General features: G+C 67.9%; 16 protein-coding genes. 6 read left to right on the forward strand and 10 right to left on the reverse strand.

All coding sequences use genetic code 11. From position 1 onward, the window contains the following. Positions 1-8: 8 nt before the first annotated feature. From fdhF to ACSFBF_RS09210, 3 genes are read left to right on the forward strand one after another with little or no spacing between them, the layout of a single operon-like run. Complete coding sequence (fdhF, locus tag ACSFBF_RS09200) at positions 9-2882, forward strand: formate dehydrogenase subunit alpha (protein ID WP_435466185.1); 2874 nt, start codon at positions 9-11, stop codon at positions 2880-2882. A 13-nt stretch (positions 2883-2895) separates the two neighbouring features. Next, positions 2896-3747, forward strand: coding sequence for a formate dehydrogenase accessory sulfurtransferase FdhD (gene fdhD / locus ACSFBF_RS09205; RefSeq protein ID WP_435466187.1), 852 nt, complete (start codon positions 2896-2898; stop codon positions 3745-3747). A 38-nt stretch (positions 3748-3785) separates the two neighbouring features. Beyond that, positions 3786-4037 carry a formate dehydrogenase subunit delta gene (locus ACSFBF_RS09210; RefSeq protein ID WP_435466189.1) on the forward strand — a complete coding sequence of 84 codons (252 nt, stop codon included), beginning with the start codon at positions 3786-3788 and terminating at the stop codon, positions 4035-4037. Here the strand turns inward: ACSFBF_RS09210 and ACSFBF_RS09215 are convergent. From ACSFBF_RS09215 to ACSFBF_RS09245, 7 genes are all read right to left on the reverse strand, one after another. After that, complete coding sequence (locus ACSFBF_RS09215; RefSeq protein WP_435466191.1) at positions 3979-4296, reverse strand: hypothetical protein; 318 nt, start codon at positions 4294-4296, stop codon at positions 3979-3981. The genes ACSFBF_RS09210 and ACSFBF_RS09215 overlap by 59 nt on opposite strands. Before the next feature lie 104 nt (positions 4297-4400). Then, positions 4401-8465: a translocation/assembly module TamB domain-containing protein gene (locus ACSFBF_RS09220; RefSeq protein WP_435467390.1), complete on the reverse strand. Its 4065-nt coding sequence runs from the start codon at positions 8463-8465 to the stop codon at positions 4401-4403. Between the two features lie 11 nt (positions 8466-8476). Next, complete coding sequence (locus tag ACSFBF_RS09225) at positions 8477-10420, reverse strand: autotransporter assembly complex protein TamA (RefSeq protein WP_435466193.1); 1944 nt, start codon at positions 10418-10420, stop codon at positions 8477-8479. 62 nt (positions 10421-10482) lie between these two features. Further along, positions 10483-11670: a vWA domain-containing protein gene (locus tag ACSFBF_RS09230; protein ID WP_339092446.1), complete on the reverse strand. Its 1188-nt coding sequence runs from the start codon at positions 11668-11670 to the stop codon at positions 10483-10485. Between the two features lie 17 nt (positions 11671-11687). Beyond that, the gene (locus ACSFBF_RS09235; protein WP_435466195.1) at positions 11688-12275 is read right to left on the reverse strand and encodes a GNAT family N-acetyltransferase; all 588 of its coding nucleotides are present in this window, start codon (positions 12273-12275) and stop codon (positions 11688-11690) included. A 22-nt stretch (positions 12276-12297) separates the two neighbouring features. Further along, on the reverse strand, positions 12298-12543 hold the full coding sequence (locus tag ACSFBF_RS09240; protein WP_093057533.1) for a hypothetical protein: 246 nt from the start codon (positions 12541-12543) through the stop codon (positions 12298-12300). A gap of 12 nt (positions 12544-12555) precedes the next feature. Beyond that, a complete protein-coding gene (locus ACSFBF_RS09245; RefSeq protein ID WP_093057534.1) occupies positions 12556-13410 on the reverse strand; it encodes an AAA family ATPase in 855 nt (284 codons plus the stop codon). 160 nt (positions 13411-13570) lie between these two features. Between ACSFBF_RS09245 and ACSFBF_RS09250 the strand changes: the two genes are divergently transcribed. Beyond that, positions 13571-14263, forward strand: a complete 693-nt coding sequence (locus tag ACSFBF_RS09250) for a c-type cytochrome (RefSeq protein ID WP_435466198.1) — start codon at positions 13571-13573, stop codon at positions 14261-14263. A 66-nt stretch (positions 14264-14329) separates the two neighbouring features. Here the strand turns inward: ACSFBF_RS09250 and pcaG are convergent, their stop codons facing one another. Beyond that, positions 14330-14938, reverse strand: coding sequence for a protocatechuate 3,4-dioxygenase subunit alpha (pcaG, locus tag ACSFBF_RS09255; RefSeq protein WP_435466200.1), 609 nt, complete (start codon positions 14936-14938; stop codon positions 14330-14332). 17 nt (positions 14939-14955) lie between these two features. After that, complete coding sequence (gene pcaH, locus ACSFBF_RS09260) at positions 14956-15681, reverse strand: protocatechuate 3,4-dioxygenase subunit beta (protein WP_435466202.1); 726 nt, start codon at positions 15679-15681, stop codon at positions 14956-14958. A gap of 104 nt (positions 15682-15785) precedes the next feature. On the opposite strand from pcaH, the gene ACSFBF_RS09265 reads away from it, so the two are divergent. Continuing rightward, complete coding sequence (locus ACSFBF_RS09265) at positions 15786-16775, forward strand: LysR substrate-binding domain-containing protein (RefSeq protein WP_435466204.1); 990 nt, start codon at positions 15786-15788, stop codon at positions 16773-16775. 9 nt (positions 16776-16784) lie between these two features. Here ACSFBF_RS09265 and ACSFBF_RS09270 read toward each other — a convergent pair whose 3' ends face one another. Then, positions 16785-17219 (reverse strand): DUF1841 family protein, encoded by a 435-nt coding sequence (locus ACSFBF_RS09270; protein WP_007838777.1) that lies wholly within the window; start codon positions 17217-17219, stop codon positions 16785-16787. A 299-nt stretch (positions 17220-17518) separates the two neighbouring features. On the opposite strand from ACSFBF_RS09270, the gene ACSFBF_RS09275 reads away from it, so the two are divergent. Next, positions 17519-22447 carry a hypothetical protein gene (locus ACSFBF_RS09275; RefSeq protein ID WP_435466206.1) on the forward strand — a complete coding sequence of 1643 codons (4929 nt, stop codon included), beginning with the start codon at positions 17519-17521 and terminating at the stop codon, positions 22445-22447. The last annotated feature ends 31 nt before the right edge of the window (positions 22448-22478 follow it).

Here is a 22478-nt window from a genome sequence, read left to right on the forward strand (position 1 = left end):
GGCAAGACATGTTGGACCATCTCAAGGAAACCGATTACGGCACCCCCAAGCGCGAATCCACGCGCGAGGTAACGCTGGAGATCGACGGCAACGAAGTCACGGTGCCCGCGGGCACTTCGCTGATGCGCGCGGCGGTGGATGCGGGCATCCAGGTGCCCAAGCTCTGCGCCACCGACAGCCTGGAGCCCTTCGGCTCCTGCCGGTTGTGCCTGGTCGAGATCGAGGGGCGCAAGGGCTTTCCGGCTTCTTGCACCACGCCGGCCGAAGCCGGCATGAAGGTGCGCACCCAGACGCCCAAGCTGCAGGACCTGCGCAAGGGCGTGATGGAGCTCTACATCTCCGACCATCCGCTGGACTGCCTCACCTGCTCGGCCAACGGCAACTGCGAGCTGCAGGACATGGCGGGCGTCACCGGCCTGCGCAACGTGCGCTACGGCTTCGACGGCGCCAACCACCTGAAGAGCGAGAAGGACGAGTCGAACCCGTACTTCAGCTACGACCCCTCGAAGTGCATCGTCTGCAACCGCTGCGTGCGCGCCTGCGAGGAAACGCAGGGCACCTTCGCGCTGACGATCAGCGGTCGCGGCTTCGAGTCGCGTGTGTCGCCGGGCCAGGACGAGGCCTTCATGGATTCGGAATGCGTGAGCTGCGGCGCCTGCGTCGAAGCCTGCCCCACCGCCACCCTGCAGGAAAAGTCGGTGATCTGGCTCGGCCAGCCCGAGCACAGCGTGATCACCACCTGCGCCTACTGCGGCGTGGGCTGCGCCTTCAAGGCCGAGATGAAAGGCAACGAGGTCGTGCGCATGGTGCCGTGGAAAGACGGCAAGGCCAACGAAGGCCACTCCTGCGTCAAGGGCCGCTTCGCCTGGGGCTATGCGACGCACCAGGACCGCATGCTCAAGCCGATGATCCGCAAGAACATCACCGACCCGTGGCAAGAGGTGAGCTGGGACACCGCGCTCAACTACGCCGCGGGCGAGTTCAAGCGCCTGCAGGCCAAGTACGGCAAGGACTCGATCGGCGGCATCACCTCGTCGCGCTGCACCAACGAGGAAACCTACCTGGTCCAGAAGCTGGTGCGCGCTGCCTTCGGCAACAACAACGTCGATACCTGCGCACGTGTGTGCCACTCGCCCACGGGCTACGGCCTGAAGCAGACGCTGGGCGAATCGGCTGGCACGCAGACCTTTGCGTCGGTCGACAAGGCCGACGTCATCATGGTGATCGGCGCCAACCCGACCGACGGGCACCCGGTGTTCGCCTCGCGCATGAAGAAGCGGCTGCGCCAGGGCGCGAAGCTGATCGTGGTCGACCCGCGCCGCATCGACATCGTGAAGTCGCCGCACGTCAAGGCTTCGCACCACCTGCAGCTCAAGCCCGGCACCAACGTGGCCGTGGTGACGGCGCTGGCGCACGTCATCGTCACTGAAGGGCTGATGGCCGATGACTTCGTTGCAGAGCGCTGCGACACGGCTTCGTTCAAGGAATGGAAGTCGTACGTCGAGCAGCCGGAGCAGTCGCCTGAAGCCACCGAGAACGCTACCGGCGTGCCAGCGGCCGAACTGCGCGCCGCCGCGCGCCTGTTCGCCACGGCGGGCAATGGCGCCATCTACTACGGCCTGGGCGTGACCGAGCACAGCCAGGGTTCGACCACGGTGATGGGCATCGCCAACCTCGCGATGGTCACCGGCAACGTCGGGCGCGAAGGCGTGGGCGTGAATCCGCTGCGCGGCCAGAACAACGTGCAGGGTGCCTGCGACATGGGCTCGTTCCCGCATGAGCTGCCGGGCTACCGCCATGTGTCTGACAGCACCACGCGCGCCTCGTTCGAGGCCGCCTGGGGCGTGCAGATCAACCCCGAGCCGGGCCTGCGCATTCCCAACATGTTCGACGCCGCCATCGGTGGCAGTTTCAAGGGCCTGTACTGCGAAGGCGAGGACATCGTGCAGTCCGACCCGAACACGCAGCACGTGGCGGCCGCGATGATGGGCATGGAGTGCGTGGTGGTGCAGGACATGTTCCTCAACGAAACAGCCAAGTACGCGCACGTGTTCCTGCCAGGCTCGTCGTTCCTGGAGAAGGATGGCACCTTCACCAACGCCGAGCGCCGCATCTCGCGCGTTCGCAAGGTGATGCCGCCCAAGGCCGGCTATGCCGACTGGGAAGTGACCGTGAAGCTCGCGCAGGCCCTCGGCTATCCGATGGACTACAAGAGCCCGGAAGAAATCATGGACGAGATCGCCGCGCTCACGCCCACCTTCCACGGCGTGAGCTACAAGCGCATCGACGAGCTCGGCAGCATCCAGTGGCCCTGCAACGACGAGGCGCCCGACGGCACGCCCACGATGCACATCGACCACTTCGTGCGCGGCAAGGGCAAGTTCATCGTCACGCAGTATGTGGCGACCGACGAGAAGGTCACGCGCAAGTTCCCGCTGCTGCTGACCACCGGGCGCATCCTCTCGCAGTACAACGTGGGCGCGCAGACGCGCCGCACCGACAACAACCAGTGGCACAGCGAAGACCGGCTGGAGATCCATCCGCACGATGCCGAGGAGCGCGGCGTGAGCGACGGCGACTGGGTCGGTATCCAGAGCCGCGCGGGCGAGACGGTGCTGCGCGCCACGGTGTCCGAGCGCATGCAGCCGGGCGTGGTCTACACCACCTTCCACTTCCCGGAGTCGGGCGCCAACGTCATCACCACCGACAACTCCGACTGGGCCACCAATTGCCCCGAGTACAAGGTCACGGCGGTGCAGGTGATGCCGGTGATGCAGCCTTCCGCCTGGCAGCAGGAGTACAGCCGCTTCAACCAGACTCAGCAAGATTTGCTCGCGGCCGCATCGGCGCAGCAGGGCGGCGAGACGGTGCCGGCGAAGTGAGGATGTTTGCCGCATGAACCTGGTCACCGACGCCGTCCAGTTCTGCGAAGGCGCGCAGCTGCTGCCCGTGCGCGGCGTCCGCGGCGGGAGGCCGTTCGACGTGCAGGACTGGGTGGCTGAGGAAGTGCCCGTGGCGCTCGAATACAACGGCATCTCGCACGCGGTGATGCTCGCGACGCCGCTCGACCTGGAAGACTTCGCGCTCGGCTTTTCGCTCAGCGAAGGCATCCTCGATGCGGCGCACGAGCTTTACTCGGTGGAAGCCGAGCCGTCGGCGCTTGGCGTCACGGTGCATCTGCAGGTGTCGAGCGCCGCCTTTGCGCGGCTCAAGCTGCGCCGCCGTTCGATGGCCGGGCGCACCGGTTGCGGCCTGTGCGGCACCGAGAGCCTGACGCAGGTTTCGCGCGAACTGCCGGTGCTGCGCAGCGATGGCACCGCGCAGTTCGACCGCGAGGCCATCGGCCGCGCGATGTCGCAGTTGCCATCGCAGCAGACTTTGCAGGAAGCCACCGGCGCCGTGCACGCGGCCGCCTGGTGCTCGGCCGAAGGCGAAGTGATGTGGCTGCGCGAGGACGTGGGCCGCCACAACGCGCTCGACAAGCTGGTCGGCGCGCTCGCGGCCAATGACGTCGATGCCTCCATCGGCTTCATCGCCGTGACCAGCCGCGCGAGTTTCGAGATGGTGCAGAAGGCCGCGATGGCCGGCGCGCCGCTGCTCGCCGCGGTGTCTGCGCCGACTTCGTTCGCGGTGGCCACGGCGCAGCGCGCGGGCCTCACGCTGGTGGGCTTCGTGCGGCAGCAGGACCTGGGCGTCTACAGCCATCCGCAGCGGCTGCGCACGGCGGACCCGCAGCGCGTGCGCTGACGCTTCATCAACAAACAACTCATTTTCTCGAAGGCCCCATGGAGCACGATCATTCGGCACAGCTGGTCAAGATGGCCAATCAGATCGGCACCTTCTTCCAGGCGCAATCGCCGAGCGACGCCGGCGCCGCCACGAAGGCGATTGCCGGGCACCTGAAGTCGTTCTGGGCGCCGAGCATGCGCATCCAGCTGATACGCGATTTCGACGCCGGCAAGACACCGCTGCTGATGCCTATCGTGGCATCAGCGATTCGCGGCCATCGGGCGACGCTGCTGCCTGCTGCGCCATGAGCAGCGACTCGTAGTAGAGGCACAGCGGCATCGCGACGAACACCATGCCCGCGACGTAGATCACGAGGCTGGTGACCGGGAACTGCATGTCGTCCCAGTACGGTATGGAAGCCACCGCCGCGATGACGGCGATCAACGTGATCACGCCGCGCAGCGCACCGCGCATGAACGCGATGCGCGAGAGCCCCGGTGGGGCGTATGTCCGAGGGCCTTGCGGAAAGCTCTGAAGGCCCTCGCCCTTGTCTCCATCTTTTTTCATCGTCGTCGCTCCTCGGTGAAGGCGAAGACGGTTCTTATCACGCGCGCGCGAAACAGGTCAAGCGGGTCAAGACCGAAGTCCGGCCACTGCGGGACAACCCGCGCTCAGTCGTACTTCACGGTGTAGATCAGGTCGAGCCCGCTGGTCTGTCCCGCCTGTCCGCGCAGCGTGAGCCGCGTCGTCAGGTCGTAGAAGATGAAGAGCGTGCCGAATGTGCCGCCGATGCTGCGTTCGTAGGTGATGTAGAAATCTTTCGAGAGCCGCTTGCCCAGCGTGACCGCCGACTCGCGCAGGTCGCCGCCGCTGCCCGGCCCCTTGAAGCCGAGTTCGTCCAGGCCGAAGCGGCTGGCCAGGCTGCCGCCGGTGCCACCGCCGCCGATCTTGCCGAGCAGCGACAGCGCGGCCTGCTGCAGCAGCGCAGATTCGCCGCCGCTGGTGGCCGACGCGCGGCCCAGGATCACCCATGACAGCGTTTCGGCATCGGACAGCGCGGGCTCCGAGTAGAGCTTTACGCGCGGCGATTGCGCGGTGCCGGTGATCTGCACGCCCGCGCGCTGCGACAGGTTCGGGCGGATCGCCAGGACGTCCAGCGCCGGGTTGTCGAAGGGGCCGTTGAAACGCGCCACGCCGGTTTCCACGTCGAGCTGCTGGCCGTAGGCGCGGTACTGGCCCTTCACGGTCTTCACCTCGCCGGTGATGCGCGGCGGAGCATTCAGCCTCGTGCTGCGGATCTCCAGGTTGCCTTCGAGCCGCGTGGTGATGCCGCGGCCCTGCACCGCGAAGTCGTCGCCCAGGTCGAAGTTGACGACGATGTCCGGCGGCTTGGCAGTCTGCGGCTTGGCGGCCTGTGCGTCGGCCTGGGCGGATTCGCGCTGCGCCGTTTCGGTGGCCTCGCGGTCCTTGGCGGTGGAGCGCACGACGACGTCGCTGCCCAGGCTGGGCGCAGTTTCGTCGGGCAGGATGATGACGGCGCGGTCGGTCTTGAGCTTGCCGCGCACATTGAACTGGCCGTTGTCGAGCCGCGCCTGCACATCGCCCGAGAGCGTGACCTGCCTGTCGGTTCGCACCAGCACGCGCAACGCGCGCAGCTGGCCCTGCAGGGCCATGCGGATGCCCGAGGCCGTGCCGCTGGCGGGGCCCCAGCTGAGGTCGCCGCTGGCCGAGAGGGTGCCGCCGTCGCTGCGGGCCTCGCTGGCCGAGGTGCTGCGGTTGCCGCTCTGGCCGGCGATGCGCGCGGAGCTGCCGGTGCCGCCTTTGAGCGTGAATTCGGTGATCTCGATGCGCTCGCCGCTGAGCGTGGCGCGCAGGCGGCCGTCGCGCAGGTCCAGCCCTTCGACCGGTGCGCGCAGTGCGAGCTTGTCGGCGCCCAGCGTGCCGTTCCAGCGCGGCACGGCGCGGTTGCCCGACAGCGTGGCGCCTGCGTCGAGCGTGCCGGCAATGCGCCAGCCCGGCGGCGCGAGCATCGACCACACGCCGAGGTTCGGCAGCGCGGCCTTGATGGTGCCGCCCAGCGGTGCGTCGGGTGCCCACTGCCAGCCACCGGCGCGCTGCTGCACGCGGGTGTTGATGTCGGCGTCGATCTTGCCGGCGCGCTCGCTGTCCCACGCGAGAACGGCGTGCACCGCGTCGCCTTCGGCATCGAGCCGCAGCTCGGCCTGGCGCAGGCCGGCCGGCGTGCTGGGTGCGTCGCCGTTCCCGGAGGAGGAGTTCATCGTGCGTTCGCTCGCAGTGCCCGTTCCGGTGCTGGTGATGCGCGTGACGAGCGCGGCCTCGCCGGCCTGCACGCGGATGTCGCCGCTCTGGCGCCCGATGCGGGCCTTGGCGCGCAGCGTGTCGCCGGCGTCGATGTCCCAGTCGCCGTTGAACATCAGGTCGCCGCTGATGCCGTATTCGCCGAGCGTGGTGTTGGCGCCGAACGCGCCGGCCCAGGCCATCGGCAAGCCCTGCAACTGGCCCTTCGATTGCACGCGGAACACGCGGTTGGGCGCCGCGCCGCTCTGGCTGAAGCGCAGCGGCTGCCAGTCGATGCGCACGGTGCCGGGCACCGGGCCGCGCAAGGTGGCCGCGGCAGCGGAGGCTTCGACGTCGAGGCGGGGCGCGTTGCCGCTGGTGGTGCGGATGGTTGCCGTGACCTCGCGGCTCAGCTCCAGCACCCACGGGTCGCCGGGGCGGGCGCTGTCTTGTGCCTGCAGCTTCAGGCTGGCAAGCGCCGCGCGCCATTGGCCGGCGCCTGCGATGCCGCCGCTGGCGCGGGTGTCGATGTTGAACTTCTGCGTGCCGGTGGCGGCTTCGCCCTTCAGCGTGAGCGAGGCCTGCGCGAGGCTGCCTTCGAAGTCGGCGCGCAGGTCGCGCAGTTGCACGGCGGTTGTCGTACCGCCGGGCGTGGCCGAGGGCAGGCTCAGGTCGAGTCGCGGTACACCGAGCATGGCCTTGAGGCTGGGCTCGGCGCTGCCGCGCTGCGCGGGCGCGTTGGGGTTTTCAAGTCGGTGCTGGATGGTCTGCCAGCCGCCTTGCCAGCTGGCGTCGAGCTTCGCGGAGCCCTTGGCGCTGGCGTTGCCGAACACGCCTGACAGCTCAGGCAAGCCCTGCACCCAGCGCTGCACGGTGTCAGCGTCGTCGATGCTGACCTTGATGTCGCCGCCGCCTGCGCTGGGCGCGATGCGGCCATCGACCTGCGCGCTGCCGCCCGGCAGCACGAGGTTGAGCTTGCCGCTGGCTGCCTGCTCGGCCACGCGCACCTGCAGGCGGCCGTCGACGCTGGCGCGCTGGGCCTCGATGCGCAGCGTGCGCAGGTCGAGCACCTGGTCTTTCCATTGGCCCTGGGCCAGCGCGCGGTCGAGCGCGAAGCCGGGCAGGGCCTTGCTGCCGGCGCCGCCCTCTGCGCGCAAGGCACCGTCGAAGGTGATGGTGCTTTCCTTCTGTTCGGCCTTGAGCTGCCCGCTGACTGGCGCGCCGGAGAGTTCGCTGTACAGCGCGCCGGGCCGCACGCCGCGCGCGGTGGCCTGCGCCTGCCAGGGCGACGGTGCGGGGCTCCACTTGCCGGCCGCGTCGATGCGTCCGCCGCCCGCGCGCACGGTGGCTTCGGGAACGGTCCAGCTCGTGCCGTCGAAGCCGACCTTGGCCTGCATCTGTTCGAGCGGCAGTTTCTCTTTGTCCCACGGGCCGGGCACGGCGTTGCGGATGTCGGCCGAGGCCTTCCATGCGGCGGGGCCGGTGTCGGCGTCGGGCTGCAGTTCGACCGTGCCGGTGAGCTGCGTCTGGGGCGCGCCGGGCCACAGACTGGACGCATCGACGTTGCGCAGGTCGGCCTTCGCGTCGATCACCGGCTGGGGCAGCCAGGGCGCGATCTGCGCTTGCAGGCTGGCTTCCATCGGCGCGTCGGCGTTCTCTTCGGCCGGCTTCAATTCGGCTGCTACCTGCAGCCGCGCGGCGGTGCCGGCGAGCGTGCCCTTCACGGTGGCGGTGGCGAGCACGTCGATGTTGTGGTCCTCGGCCAGAGGTGCCTTCACGCGGCCGTCGAGCGACGCGTCGATGGCCATGGGCGCGGGGCCTTGCAGCTTCACGCGGGTGCTGTAGTGGCCGTCGGCAATGTCCACGCCCTTGACCTCGAGCACATGCTCGGCGGCCTTGTAGCTGTAGCTGCCCGAGAGGTTGAGCGCCTGCAGCACGGGCGGACCGGCCCAGCGCAGTTCGTCGATGCGGAAGGGTAGCTCGACCTCGATCGGCAGCGCGAGCTGTTCGAGCGGCTCGGTGGGCTTGTCGCTGGGCGGGCCGCGCTTTTCGATGAGTACCTGCTTCGCGTGCACCTCGCCGAGCTGCACCTTGCGTTGCAGCAGCGGCGCTAGCTGCCAGCCGATGGTGGCGTCGTTCACTTCGACGACGATGCTCTCGCTCTGGTACTTGAGCCAGCCGATGTGGCCGCCGGTGCGCAGCGAGCCGCTCACGTCGCGGCTTTCGAGCGTCTGCCCGGCCGGCAGCCGTTGCGCCGCCTGAGCGATCGCGAAGGCAAGCGAAGTGTTCGAGCCCAGCCACCACCACGCGCCCGCGACCAGCAGCACCACGGCGAGCAGCAGGCCGGCCACGGTCCAGGCCAGGGCGCGCATCGCCCGCCGCGCGCGCGAGCGGCGGGAGATGGGTGGCGTTGGCGTGGGATCGGCGTCGGTCTGCATCAAGAAAAAAATCAGAAAGTGAAACCGAGGCGGAAGTGCAGGCGGAATTTCTTCGTATCGACGCCGTAGGCCAGGTCGGCCTGCACCGGTCCCACGGGGCTGCGCCAGCGCGCGCCCACGCCCACGCCCACCTTGGGCTTGAGCTCGCCGGGCTTGTCGGCCACGGCGCCGGCATCGGCGAATACCACGCTCTCCCATTCGGTGAGCTTGCCGTTGTAGACGAAGGGGCGCTGCCACTCCACGCTGGCCACGCCGAGGTAGCGGCCCGCAACGGTCTGGCCATCGGCGCGCACGGTGCCGATCTGCTTGTAGCTGTAGCCGCGCACGGTGGTGTCGCCGCCGGTCAGGAACATCAGCGTGGACGGGATCTGCGCGCTGTCTTTGGCCGACACTGCGCCGGCCTCCACGCGCAGCTGCAGGCGGCTGCGGCGCGCGCGCGCTTCTTTGTCGTCCGCCGAGCCCAGCGGCAGCACGCCAAGCCAGCGCGCGTAGGTGCGCGTGAAGGGCGTCTGCTCGCCGGTGAGCGTGTAGCCCGCGGCCACTTCGAGCGCGAGGCCGTAGCCGCGCGATGGCGCTGCGTTGTCGTCGAAATAGCGACCGGTCCAGCCCCAGTTGGCCGTCACGGCAGAGGCCGAGGGCGGTGCGTTGATGCCGCGGTTCTGCGCATAGTCGTACTGCAGGAAGTAGCTGCGGTCGATGTGGTCGCCCGACTTGCTGCGCCCGCCGCGCAGGCGCCCGCTGTCGACCACGTAGCTGCCCGATTGCTCGCTCTTCAGCTCGGCGCCCGAGAACCATTGCCAGCCCCGGTCGTCGGGAATCGCCTTCCACTCGGTGCCGAGCGACTTGATGTCGTTGTCGACCGACAGCCGCGAGACGGAGCGCCAGCCCAGCAGCGGAATCTGGTTGTGGATGTGGTCGATCGACAGGCGCGGGCCGTTGTCGGTGGTGAAGCCCACGCCCATTACCACCTTCTGCAGCGGCGCCTCGCGCAGCTGCGCGATCACGGGCGCGGCCAGCGGGTTGCCGCTCTCGGTGTCGAGCGTGAGGAACACCGAGTCGTAGTAGCCGCTGCTGGCCAGGCGCTGCTGGGCATCGAGCAGCTTCTGCTGGTCGTAGTCCTGTCCGCTGGGCAGGCGCGCGATGCGGCGCGCGCCGTCGGGGTCGTAGCGCTGGATGCCATGCAGCATGAGCGGGCCGAACTTGTAGGCCGGGCCCGACTGGTAGGTGACGCTGAGGCGGGCCTCGCTGCGGTCGGCGTCCACTTCAGCGCGGCTGATCTCGATGCTGCCGGTGGGAAAGCGCCTGGCGGTGAGGCTGCGCAGTGCGGTGGTCTTGGCATCGTCCCAGGCCTGCTGGGTGAAGGGCTGGCCGGCGCGCAGGGCCCAGTTGGTGCGGATCGAATCGCGCTGCGACTCGGCGGTGGCATCGTTTGCGATCGGGCCACCGTAGCTGATCTGCACGTTGCTCACCTTGGTGCTCTCGCCGGGCGAGACGGTGATGACGATCTCGCGCGGGGCCTTGGTGCTTTCGGGTGTCTCGTTGAGTTCGAGTGTCAGCGTGGGCGAGAAGTAGCCCATGGTGCCGAGCAGCTCGCGCGCATTGGCTTCGGCGGCCACCATGAGGCGGGAGATTTCCGTGGCGCCGAGGTCGTCGAGTTCGCGGTAGCGCTGGATTTCGAGGTGCAGCTTGAGGTAGTCGCGCACGGCCTCTGGGCCGCGCACGTCGACGGTGAAGGCGTCGCGCTTGTCGGCCTTTTCCTTGCCGTCGTCCTTGTCGTCGTTCCTGGTGGTTGCGCTGTCGGCTGCGGCGCCGCTGCGCACGAGGCCGGCCACTGGCTTATTGTCTTCAGCGGCCTCTTTTTTCGGCAGCAGGCTGCAGCCTTGCAAGAGCAGGACGCCGGAAAAAAGCAAAGCCGGCCACCACGCCGGCAAGGAAACTGAAACCACCCTGACCATGGGCGGATTCTGACAGCAAGATTCGCCGGTTCCTGAAGCGTCCGGATACAGATGGCTTCGTCCTACTTGGACAGCATGCGCATCGCTTCTTCGAGGCCTCGCAGGGTCAGGGGGTACATGCGGTTCGACATGAGCTGCTGCATCACCGCGATGCTCTGGCGGTACTGCCACACGCCCTGCGGCTCAGGGTTGATCCACGCGAACTTCGGAAAGGTGTGTGTCAGGCGCTGGATCCACTCGGCGCCGGCCTCTTCGTTGTTGTATTCGACGCTGCCACCGGGCTGCAATATCTCGTAGGGGCTCATCGTGGCGTCGCCGACGAAGATGAGCTTGTAGTCCTTGTTGTACTTGCGCAGGATGTCCCAGGTCGCAAACTTCTCGGAGAAGCGGCGCTTGTTGTTCTTCCACATGAAGTCGTACACGCAGTTGTGGAAGTAGAAGAATTCGAGGTGCTTGAACTCGGTCTTCACGGCCGAGAACAGTTCTTCGACGCGCTGGATGTGCTCGTCCATCGTGCCGCCCACGTCCATCAGCAGCAGCACCTTGACGTTGTTGTGGCGCTCGGGCCGCATCTTGATGTCGAGGAAGCCGGCGTTGGCCGCGGTCGAATGGATGGTGTCGTCGAGGTCCAGCTCTTCGTCATGGCCTTCGCGCGCGAACTTGCGCAGCCGGCGCAGCGCGACCTTGATGTTGCGCGTACCCAGCTCCTGCGTGTCGTCGTAGTCCTTGTAGGCGCGCTGGTCCCACACCTTCACGGCGCTCCTGTTCTTGCCCGCGCCGCCGATGCGGATGCCCTGCGGGTTGTAGCCGCCGTTGCCGAAGGGCGAGGTGCCGCCGGTGCCGATCCACTTGCTGCCGCCCTCGTGGCGCTCCTTCTGCTCCTCGAAGCGCTTCTTGAGCGTTTCCATGAGCTCGTCCCAGCCCATCTTCTCGATCTTGGCCTTCTCTTCAGCCGTGAACTCGCGCTCCAGCGTCTTCTTGAGCCAGTCGAGCGGCACTTCCTTCGTGAAGTCGGTCAGCATCTCGACGCCCTTGAAGTAGGCGGCGAAGGCGCGGTCGAACTTGTCGTAGTGCTTCTCGTCCTTCACGAGCGCGGTGCGCGAGAGGTAGTAGAAGTCGTCGATACCGTAGGCGCCGTCGGAATTGGGCCCCACCACGTCGGCCTGCAGGGCCTCGAGCAGCGTGAGGTATTCCTTGACCGACACCGGCAGCTTGGCCGAGCGCAGCGTGTAGAAGAAGTCGATGAGCATGGAGCGCTCCTTGTGTTTCAGCCGCGCGGCTTGTCGAGCAGGTACAGCAGCTGGGCTTTCACCTCGGGCCATTCGCCCGCGCGCAGGCTGTACATGACGGTGTCGCGGATGGTGCCGTCGCGGCGCATCACGTGGCCGCGGATCACGCCGTCTTTCTTCGCGCCCAGGCGCTCGATGGCGCGCTGCGAGGCGTAGTTGAAGTTGTCGGTGCGCCAGCCCACCACGTTGCAGCCCAGCGTGTCGAAGGCGTGCGTGAGCATCAGCAGCTTGCAGGTGGTGTTGACGTGCGTGCGGTGGCAGCGCGCGGCGTACCACGTGTAGCCGATCTCCACGCGCTTCACGCCCGGCAGGATGTCGTGGAAGCTGGTGCTGCCGAGCACGGTGCCGGTGGCCTCGTCGGTCACTGCGAAGGCGAAGCGGTCAGCCGTTTTCAGCGCAGTCTCGATGTAGGCGCGTGTGTCCTGTGGCTCGGGCACGGAGGTGACGCGCAGTTTCCACAGCTCGCCGTCGGCAGCTGCGGCGCGCAGGCCTTCTTCGTGGGCCAGCGACAGCGGCACCAGTGCGATGCCGCGGGCCTTCAGCGTGACGGGTTCGACGAACGCCATTTCAAACTCTCTTGTGTTCTCATCAGCCTTTGGGGTCGCCATACTTGCGCACGTACCAGGCGCGCGCCAGTTGCACCCCGCCACCGCCGCCCAGGCCGATCAGCAGGATCCCGAAGATTTCCTTGTTGCCGTAACCGGCGGCGCCGAAGGCATCGAGGCCCAGCAGCAGCCCGAGCCCGCGGCCGAGCAGCGCACCCAGCACGAACAGCACTGCCTGGGCGATGCCCAGCTTCATCAACTGCCCGGTGGGATGCGGCGTCTGGCTCATCGGCTCACCCGTCTATCGGTTGTTGCGTTGCATGAAGACGAGCTTCTCGAACAAGGTCACGTCCTGTTCGTTCTTGAGCAGCGCGCCCACCAGCGGTGGTACGGCGACCTTGTCGTCCTTGCTCTGCAGCGCTTCGAGCGGAATGTCTTCGGCCACCAGCAGCTTGAGCCAGTCGAGCAGTTCGGAGGTCGAGGGCTTCTTCTTCAGGCCGGGCAGGTTGCGCACGTCGTAGAAGGTCTTCATTGCGGCGGTGAGCAGCTCCTGCTTGAGGCCGGGGAAGTGCACGGCGACGATGTGCTTCATCGTCTCGGCATCGGGGAACTTGATGTAGTGGAAGAAGCAGCGGCGCAGAAAGGCGTCGGGCAGCTCCTTCTCATTGTTCGAGGTGATGAACACCACCGGGCGGTGCTTGGCGCGGATGAGCTCGCGCGTCTCGTAGCAATAGAACTCCATGCGGTCGATTTCGCGCAGCAGGTCGTTCGGGAATTCGATGTCGGCCTTGTCGATTTCGTCGATGAGCAACGCCACCGGCTGGTCGGCCGTGAAGGCCTGCCAGAGCACGCCCTTGATGATGTAGTTCTGGATGTCCTTGACGCGCTCGCCGCCGTCGACGTCTTTGAGCTGCGAGTCGCGCAGGCGGCTCACGGCGTCGTATTCATACAGGCCCTGCTGCGCCTTGGTGGTCGACTTGATGTGCCACTGCAGCAGCGGCAGGCCGAGCGACTGGGCCACTTCCTCGGCCAGCATGGTCTTGCCCGTGCCGGGCTCGCCCTTGACGAGCAGCGGGCGCTTGAGAGTGATGGCCGCATTGACCGCGAGCATCAGGTCTTGCGTGGCGACGTAATTGTCTGAGCCCTGGAATTTCATGAGTGAGATGAGTGAGACGGAGGCTGGGGTGGAGAAAAGAACACACTCGACACGCGTTGTGCAGCCTCAGGGTTGGCCTGCACAGGGTTCCAGGGGACCCCTGCATATAATCGAATGTTGATTCGAAAAACTGTACTCTCCACGAGATTGTGCGCGCAAAATGAACAAGTTGTTGACCACGATGTTTGCCCTTGCTGTCGCTTGCGTGACGGTCTCGGCTGAAGCCCAGCAAGTCACTGGCAAGGCCCAGGACGGAGCAAAGAAGGTTGCGATGTGCGTGGGCTGCCACGGCATCATTGGCTACCAGGCCAGCTTCCCCGAGATCCACAAGGTGCCGATGATCGCCGGCCAGAGCGCCACGTACATCACGGCCGCGCTCACCGCATACAAGGGCGGCGACCGCAAGCATCCCACCATGCGTGCCATTGCCGACACGCTCACCGATCAGGACATCGCCGACCTCTCTGCTTACTACAGCCAGTTGGGTCTGAAGGACGGCAGCGCACCACCGGCCACGCTTGCCAAGGCCACGCCCTCGAACATCGAGGCGCTCGTCACCCGCAACGCCGACAACAACTGCACCAAGTGCCACGGTGCCAACTTCAACACGCCGAACGACGGCACCGTGCCCAAGCTGGCCGGCCAGCATGCCGACTACCTGTTCGTCGCGCTCAAGTCGTACCGCGTGAAGAACAACCCGCACCTTGGCCGCTCGAATGCGGTGATGGGCCAGCAGGTCGAAGACAAGAAGTTCACCAACGCCGAACTCAAGACGCTGGCCAGCTACATCAGCTCGCTGCCCGGTGAACTGAAGACGGTGCCCGAATCGCGCATTCACCACGGCGCTGAATAAGCACTTCGCCCATAACAAAAAAGCCCGCTGCGAGCGGGCTTTTTTGCGTCCGGGATTTCCCTGAGATCAGACGTCGAAGAAGGCAGTCTCGTCAGTGCCCTGCATGCGGATGTCGAAGCGATACGTCACCGCGCCGCCTTGCTCCACGCGCTCTGCGATCAGCGTGTGGCGGCGATCGGCCGGCACGCTCTGCAGCACTGCGTCTTTCGCGTTGGCTTCGGCTTCGTCGCTGAAGTACGCGCGCGTGAACGCATGCAGCAGCAGGCCGCGCATCAGCACGATCAGGTTGATGTGCGGTGCTTCGCCGGGCGATTCGGCGCCGGGCTTCACGGTGTGAAACACGAAGCGGTTGCCTTCGGCGGTGCCCGTGCCGACGCGACCGAAGGCGCGAAAGCCGATGGCTCGCGCTTCTTCAGGCGTCTGCGGATAGCGGCCTTCGCCGTCGGGCTGGCTGATCTCGACCAGCGCATCGTTGATCGGGTTGCCGTCGCCATCGATCACCCGGCCTTCGAGGCGGATGCGCTGGCCTGCGGCCTTGTCGAGCGCCAGCACGGCGTCGAAGGGTTGGTCGAAGTCGTAGCCGTACTGCGTGGCGGTGAGGCCGTAGGCGAAGTAGGGGCCCACGGTCTGCGAAGGGGTCTGGCCGAAGTCGGCTTCCTGTGCGGTCATCAACATGGTGTGTGTCTCCTGGCTCAGCGGTTTTCGAAAGGCGTTTCGTCTGCGCCGCGCAGCACGATGTCGAACTGGTAGCCCAGTGCGTAGCCTTCCTCGGTGATGTCGAGGCTGAAGTCGGCGATGAGCCGGTTGCGGTAGCGCTCGGGCGTGCCGGTGATCATCGGGTCGTACTGCATCAGCGGGTCGCCGGGGAAGTACATCTGCGTGACCAGTCGGCTCGCGAAGCTCTGGCCGAACAGCGACAGGTGAATGTGCTGCGGGCGCCAGGCGTTCGGGTGGTTGCCCCAGGGGTAGGCGCCGGGCTTGATGGTGAGGAAGCGGTAGCGGCCTTCGCTGTCGGTCAGGCAGCGGCCTGCGCCCAGGAAGTTGGGGTCCAGCGGCGCGTCGTGCTGGTCGACCTTGTGCACGTAGCGGCCGGCGGCGTTGGCTTGCCACAGCTCGACCAGCGTGTTGGCCACCGGGCGGCGGCGGTCGTCGAGCACCTGGCCCGTGAGGATCATGCGCTCGCCCAGCGGCTCGCCGTTGCGGCGCGCGTTGCGCGTGAGGTCGTTGTCGAGCTCGCCGATGCTGTCGTGGCCGTACACCGGCTGCTGCAGCTCGCCGAGCGAGGCCTTCAGCGGAATCAGCGGCTTCTGCGGGCCGCGCTTCACGGTCGACTTGTAGCCGGGATACACGTAGCTGGGGTGGGCTTCCCAGTCGCGCGGGGTGAGGATGGGCGAGGGGCCCTTGGTCTTGGTCAACATGTACGTTGTCTCCTGTCGTGGGACGAATCCGGAAGCCGCCACTTTAGAAGCGGCATCCGATGATGTAAATTGAAGATTGCTCCGTTCTCAATAACCAGAAGGCATTGAAAGACTCCGCCGATCTTCGCCAGGACTTCGTGCGCAACGTGCAGTTGCGGCACCTGCGCTGCCTCGTTGCCGTGGCGCAGGAGCGCCACCTCGCGCGCGCGGCCGAACGGCTGGCGCTGAGCCAGCCGGCGGTGTCCAAGACGCTCTCCGAGCTGGAGGCGATCGTCGGCACGCGGCTGGTCGAGCGCAGCAAGGCCGGCCGGCGCGGCGTGCAGGGCCTCACGGCCGCCGGCGAGCAGTTGCTTGCGCATGCGCTGCGCGTGCTCGAGGCGCTCGACGCCAGCGCGCAGGCCGTGGCGCCAATGACGGGCGAGCGTATCGAGCGGCTGCGCATCGGCGCGCTGCCGAGCGTGGCGCCGGCGCTGCTGCCGGTGGCGCTGGCACGGCTGCGCGACAGCCGGCCCTCGGTGCAGATCGTGGTGAAGAGCGCCGCCAACCCCACGCTGCTCGACGAACTGCGCGCCGGCGAGCTCGACCTGGTGGTCGGCCGCATGAGCGATCCGCGCCTGATGGGCGGCCTGAGCTTCGAGCTGCTGTACACCGAGCCGCTGGTGTTTGCCGTGCGCGCGGGCCACCCGCTGGCGCAGAAGGCTGCGTCGGTGCAGGCTGTGCTGGCCTATCCGCTGGTGGTGTACGGCGAGGGCACGATCCCGCGCCACAACACCGAGAGCTTCCTGTCGGCGCGCGGCCTCGTGCTGCCGGCCAATGCATTGCAGACGCTCGACGTGGCGGTGGCGCGTGGGTTGGTGACGGTGTCCGATGCGGTGTGGATCACGCCGCTGGGTGCCGCGCGCGGCGAGCTGGCGGACGGGCGCCTCGTGCGACTGCGCATCGAGACGGCCGGCACTGAAGAGCCGGTCGGGCTGCTGCAGCGCAGCGATGCCGAGCCCTCGGCGCTGCGCGGCGCCATGGCCGCGTTGCTGCGCGAGGCTGCGAAGCAGCAGGGCGCGGTGCCGCAACGGCCCAGGAAAACCTCCCGCAGCTAACTGACTTAACTAGTCTTTCGTGGCCCGGCGCTGCACGCAGGCCACATAGCCCTCGCCATCCGGCGGCCGGCCCGCGCGCTGGCTCTCCCACATCATCTGGCCCAGGCAGTCCATCGCCTCGTGATGCGCATGCAGCAGCGAGCCGCGGCGCGCGGCCAGCAGCTCGACAGCCTGGCGGATGCCGCGCGGCTGGTCGATGGAACACTGCTCGCTGATCGACAGATGCATCGACAGATGAAGGAACGGGTTCTCGCGCCCGTTCGATCCGTCGTAGACACGCGCCACCGCCGCATCGGCATCGGCAAGGTCCTCGTGGTACTCGGGGTGTTCGTCGATCCAGCCGGCCGCGATGGTCTCGAGCGCTTCCATCGGCAGGCCCTGCCGATGCTTGGCGTACACGTCGCAGAAGAAGCGGCGCACGTCTTCCTGGGAGGGATTGAACATATATAGATAGAGCAGAAGAAAAGAAGGATGGGGCCGTGTGCGCGAGCCGCTTCGCAAGCGGCTTCGGGGACCTCGGGATGTGTCGGATGTTCCGGGTACAGGGCGTTACATCGTTACGTAACGAATCGCCAAATGACCTTCTTACGAGCTGTTTCCACACCCCGGTGGAAGCCCCATTTAAAGAAAAATTTCCATACGAATCAACAGGTTGCATTGCTCTGGACCGCTTTGGCATGGGGCGCGAAAAAAGCGGCACGCTAGTTGCCCCTTAGTAGGCATCTTTTGTCACAGAGGCTGCCATGACCGCTCCACAAGCATCGAACAATTCGACCGAAGGACTTGCAGCCGCCAGCGCTGCTCCTGTGGTCCTTGCCCAAGCCACCGTCACTCCGCTAGGCGCTCCTGCCTCGCTGGGTTCGGCGGCTCCCGCCGCAGTTGCTGGCCCGTCCAGCATCGGCACATTATCGAATGCCACGCCGGGTGTCGCAGTGATGCGCGACGGTGTCAGCATTCCCGTCGATGGCAATCAGACGCTGATGGCCGGCGACCGCGTGATCGTTCCGCAGGACGGCCACGCCAATGTTCTCTTCCCCGGATCGGCCACCAACAAGGCCCCGCTGGCCGGTGTGTTCACCGGCGGCACCGACGCCACCATCGGCTCGACCAAGCTGCCGGGCGGCCTCGAACAAGTGAATGTGGATGTCGCCTCGGGCGACCTGCAAGTGACCCCGCCCGACAGCGACGCAGATGCCGCTGCCCTGGCCGTGACAAAGAAGCTCGCTGCCGGCAGCGGCATCGGGCTGGGTGAATTCGCACTCGGCGCCCTGGGCGCCGCAGCGCTTGGCGCCGCTCTCAGCGGCGGTGGCGGCGGCAGCGACAACGTTGTTCCGCTGCTCGTCGGTACGGGCAATCCGACCACGCCCACCACGCCGGTCGACTCCGACGCGGATGCCGACTCGGACGCAGATGCCGACGCCGACGCGGATGCGGACGGTGATGCCGATGCCGATGCTGACGCCGATGCGGATGCGGATGCCGATGCCGATGCCGATGCCGATGCCGATGCCGACGCTGATGCTGATGCTGATGCGGATGCGGATGCGGATGCGGATGCGGATGCCGACGCTGATGCCGATGCCGATGCCGACGCTGATGCCGACGCCGACGCTGACGCCGATGCCGATGCAGATGCAGATGCAGATGCAGATGCCGACGCAGATGCCGATGCCGACGCAGATGCCGATGCCGACGCAGATGCCGATGCCGACGCAGATGCAGATGCCGACGCAGATGCCGATGCCGATGCAGATGCAGATGCAGATGCAGATGCCGACGCAGATGCCGATGCCGATGCAGACGCAGACGCAGACGCAGACGCAGACGCAGACCACCTCCTCGATCCAGGCGACGGCGCCGTCGGCCACATCACCGACAGCCTCGGCAATGCGCTCGGCCTTGGCGACTCGCTCACGCCGGTCACCAACGTGGTCGACGGCCTGACCGACACGCTCGACGACGTGCTGGCTCCGCTGCTTGGCAGCGAGTTCACGCCGAACGATCCCAACCAGTTCGATCCCATCGACAACACTGTCGGCAGCGTGACCGGCCTGCTGGGCGACTCCCTGAGCCCGACGCTCGACAACCTGCTGGGCGCCGGTGCCACCACCGCCATCCTCGGCACGGTGCTGGGCCAGGTCGACTACCTGACCGACGCGCTGGACAACGGCCTGACCAACCTGATCGGTGACCACGGCATCATCAGCGGCCTGACCGACGCCCTTGGCCTCGGCGGCCTCACCGACCAGCTGGTGGGCGACGACGGCCTGCTGGGCGGCGTGCTCGACAACGTGCTCGGCGAAGGCAGCCTGGTGGCCGGCCTGCTGGCCGAAGACGGCCTGGTAGGCGGCCTGCTTGGTGAAGACGGCATCGTCGGCGGCCTGCTGGGCGAAGACGGCGCACTGGGCGGCCTGCTGGGCAACGTGCTCGGCGACGACGGCATCGTCGGTGGCCTGCTCGGCGAAGGCGCGGTGGGCAGCCTGGTCGGCGGCCTGCTGGGTGAAGAGGGCCTGCTGGGTGGCCTGCTCGGCGACGGCGGCGTACTGGGCGGCGTTCTGGGCGACGACGGCCTCGTGGGCGGTCTGCTCGGCGGCGACGGCGCCCTCTCGGGTCTGCTCGGCAGCGGCGGCCTCACCGGCGAACTGCTGGGCCACGGAGGCCTGGTCGACAGCCTGCTCGGCCAGGACGGCGCGATCTCCGGCCTTATCTCCGACGGCCCGCTGGGCGGCTTGCTCGGCGACGGCGGACTGCTTGGCGGCGTGCTGGGTGATGACGGCCTTGTAGGTGGCCTGCTCGGCGACGACGGCCTGCTTGGCGGTCTGCTGGGTGACGATGGCCTCGTCGGCGGCCTGCTCGGCGGCGATGGCCTCCTGGGTGGCGTGCTGGGTGGCGACGGCCTGCTGGGCGGTGTGCTCGGCGACGACGGCCTGCTCGGTGGCCTGCTGGGCGACGACGGTCTGGTGGGTGGCCTGCTCGGTGGCGATGGCCTCTTGGGCGGCGTGCTGGGCGATGACGGTCTGGTCGGCGGCCTGCTGGGCGGCGACGGCCTCGTGGGCGGCCTGCTCGGCGACGACGGTCTGGTGGGTGGTCTGCTGGGCGACGATGGCCTGCTGGGCGGCGTGCTCGGCGGCGACGGCCTTGCTGGCGGCCTGCTCGGGCCGGATGGCCTCGTTGGTGGCCTGCTGAGCGACGATGGACTGGTCGGCGGCCTGCTGGGTGAAGACGGCCTCGTTGGCGGTCTCCTCGGCGGCCTGCTGGACGGCATCGGCGGTGGCGGCACCCCGGGCACCGGCGCGGCGCTGCTCGACCCGGCCGACGGCGTGCTCGGCAACCTGGTCGATGGCCTGAACACCGGCCTGCTGGGCGGGCTTGGCCTGGGCAACGTACTCGGGCCGGTTGTCGGCGTCGCGGACGGCCTGACCGACACGGTCGACGGCCTGCTGGGCCCGGTGCTCGGCACCAGCTTCACGGAGAACGACCCCAACGTGCTCGACCCGGTCGACGGCCTCGTTGGCCAGGTTGCGGGCGGCGTGAGCGGCCTGCTGAGCCCGCTGACAGATCAACTGCTCGGCGCGAATACGACCGCCGCGCTGCTGAACGGTGTCACGGCTCAAGTCGACTACCTGACGGACGGCGTGGCCAACCTGCTGGGGGGCGATGGCCTGCTCGGCGGGGTGCTGGGTGACGACGGCCTGTTAGGCGGCGTCCTCGGTGGTGACGGCGGCCTGCTTGGCGGTGTCTTGGGTGACGACGGCCTGCTGGGCGGTCTGCTCGGTGGCGACGGCGGTCTCCTTGGCGGAGTCCTGGGCGATGACGGTCTGCTGGGTGGCCTGCTCGGCGGCGACGGCGGTCTCCTTGGCGGAGTCCTGGGTGACGACGGCCTGCTGGGCGGTTTGCTCGGCGGTGACGGTGGCCTCCTCGGCGGCGTCCTGGGTGATGACGGCCTGCTGGGCGGTCTGCTCGGTGGCGACGGTGGTCTCCTTGGCGGTGTCCTGGGTGACGACGGTCTGCTGGGCGGCGTGCTCGGCGGCGACGGCGGTCTCCTCGGCGGTGTCTTGGGTGACGACGGCCTGCTGGGTGGCCTGCTCGGCGGCGACGGTGGCCTCCTTGGCGGTGTTCTGGGCGACGACGGCTTGCTGGGCGGCGTGCTCGGTGGCGACGGTGGTCTCCTCGGCGGCGTCCTGGGTGACGACGGTCTGCTGGGCGGTTTGCTCGGCGGCGACGGCGGTCTCCTCGGCGGTGTCTTGGGCGACGACGGCCTCCTGGGCGGTGTGCTCGGCGGCGACGGCGGTCTCCTCGGCGGCATCCTTGGTGACGACGGCTTGTTGAGCGGCGTGCTCGGCGGCGACGGTGGTCTCCTTGGTGGCGTCTTGGGCGACGACGGTCTGCTGGGCGGCGTACTCGGCGGTGACGGCGGCCTCCTCGGCGGCGACGGTGGTCTCCTCGGCGGCGTGCTGGGTGACGATGGTCTGCTTGGCGGCGTACTCGGCGGCGACGGCGGCCTCCTTGGTGGTGTTCTTGGTGACGACGGCTTGCTGGGCGGTGTGCTCGGTGGCGACGGTGGTCTCCTCGGCGGTGTCCTGGGTGACGACGGCCTGCTTGGCGGCGTACTCGGCGGCGACGGCGGCCTCCTTGGTGGTGTCCTGGGTGACGACGGCTTGCTGGGCGGTCTGCTCGGTGGCGACGGTGGTCTCCTCGGCGGCGTCTTGGGCGACGACGGTCTGCTGGGCGGCGTACTCGGCGGTGACGGTGGCCTGCTCGGCGGCATCCTTGGTGACGACGGCTTGCTTGGCGGCGTACTCGGCGGTGTGACCGGCGGCGACGGCGGTCTGCTCGGCGGCATCCTCGGTGACGACGGTCTGCTGGGCGGCGTGCTCGGCGGTGTGACCGGTGGCGACGGTGGCCTGCTCGGCGGCATCCTCGGTGACGACGGCCTGCTGGGCGGCGTACTCGGTGGTGTGACCGGCGGCGACGGCGGCTTGCTCGGCGGCATCCTCGGCGACGACGGCTTGCTGGGTGGTGTGCTCGGCGGCGTGACCGGTGGCGACGCTGGCGGCCTGCTCGGCGGCATCCTCGGTGACGACGGCCTGCTGGGTGGCGTGCTCGGCGGTGTGACCGGTGGCGACACCGGCGGCCTGCTCGGCGGCATCCTCGGCGACGACGGCCTGGTGGGTGGCCTGCTTGGCGGCGTGACTGGTGGCGACGCCGGTGGCCTCCTCGGCGGCGTGCTCGGCAGCGATGGCCTGGTGGGCGGACTGCTTGGCAATGACGGCCTGGTCGGTGGCCTGCTCGGTAGCGACGGTCTCGTCGGCAGCCTCCTGGGTCAGGACGGCCTGGTGGGTGGCCTGCTCGGCGGCCTGACCGGCGCCGACAGCCCGGTGGCCAACATCCTGCAGCCGGTGACCTCGATCGCCAGCGGCCTGACCGACACCGTGGCGCCGATCGTCTCGAACGCGACGAGCGCAGTGCACGACGTGACGGCTCCGGTGACCGACATCCTGGCCGGTGCCACGACGGCGGCCGCTCCGGTGGCAGACGCTGTCAGCAGCGTGGTGAACGGTGTCGAACATGCAGTCACCCCGCTGGTGACCGATGTCGTGACCCCGATCACCAGCCTGGTCGAGCACACCGTGTCGCCCGTGACGAACATCCTTCACGGTCTGCTGGGCTGATCACGAAAAGACAAAGAAGGAAGAGGGGCGA

Source organism: Variovorax nivicola, from assembly GCF_051216475.1.
Taxonomy (GTDB): Bacteria; Pseudomonadota; Gammaproteobacteria; order Burkholderiales; family Burkholderiaceae_C; genus Variovorax.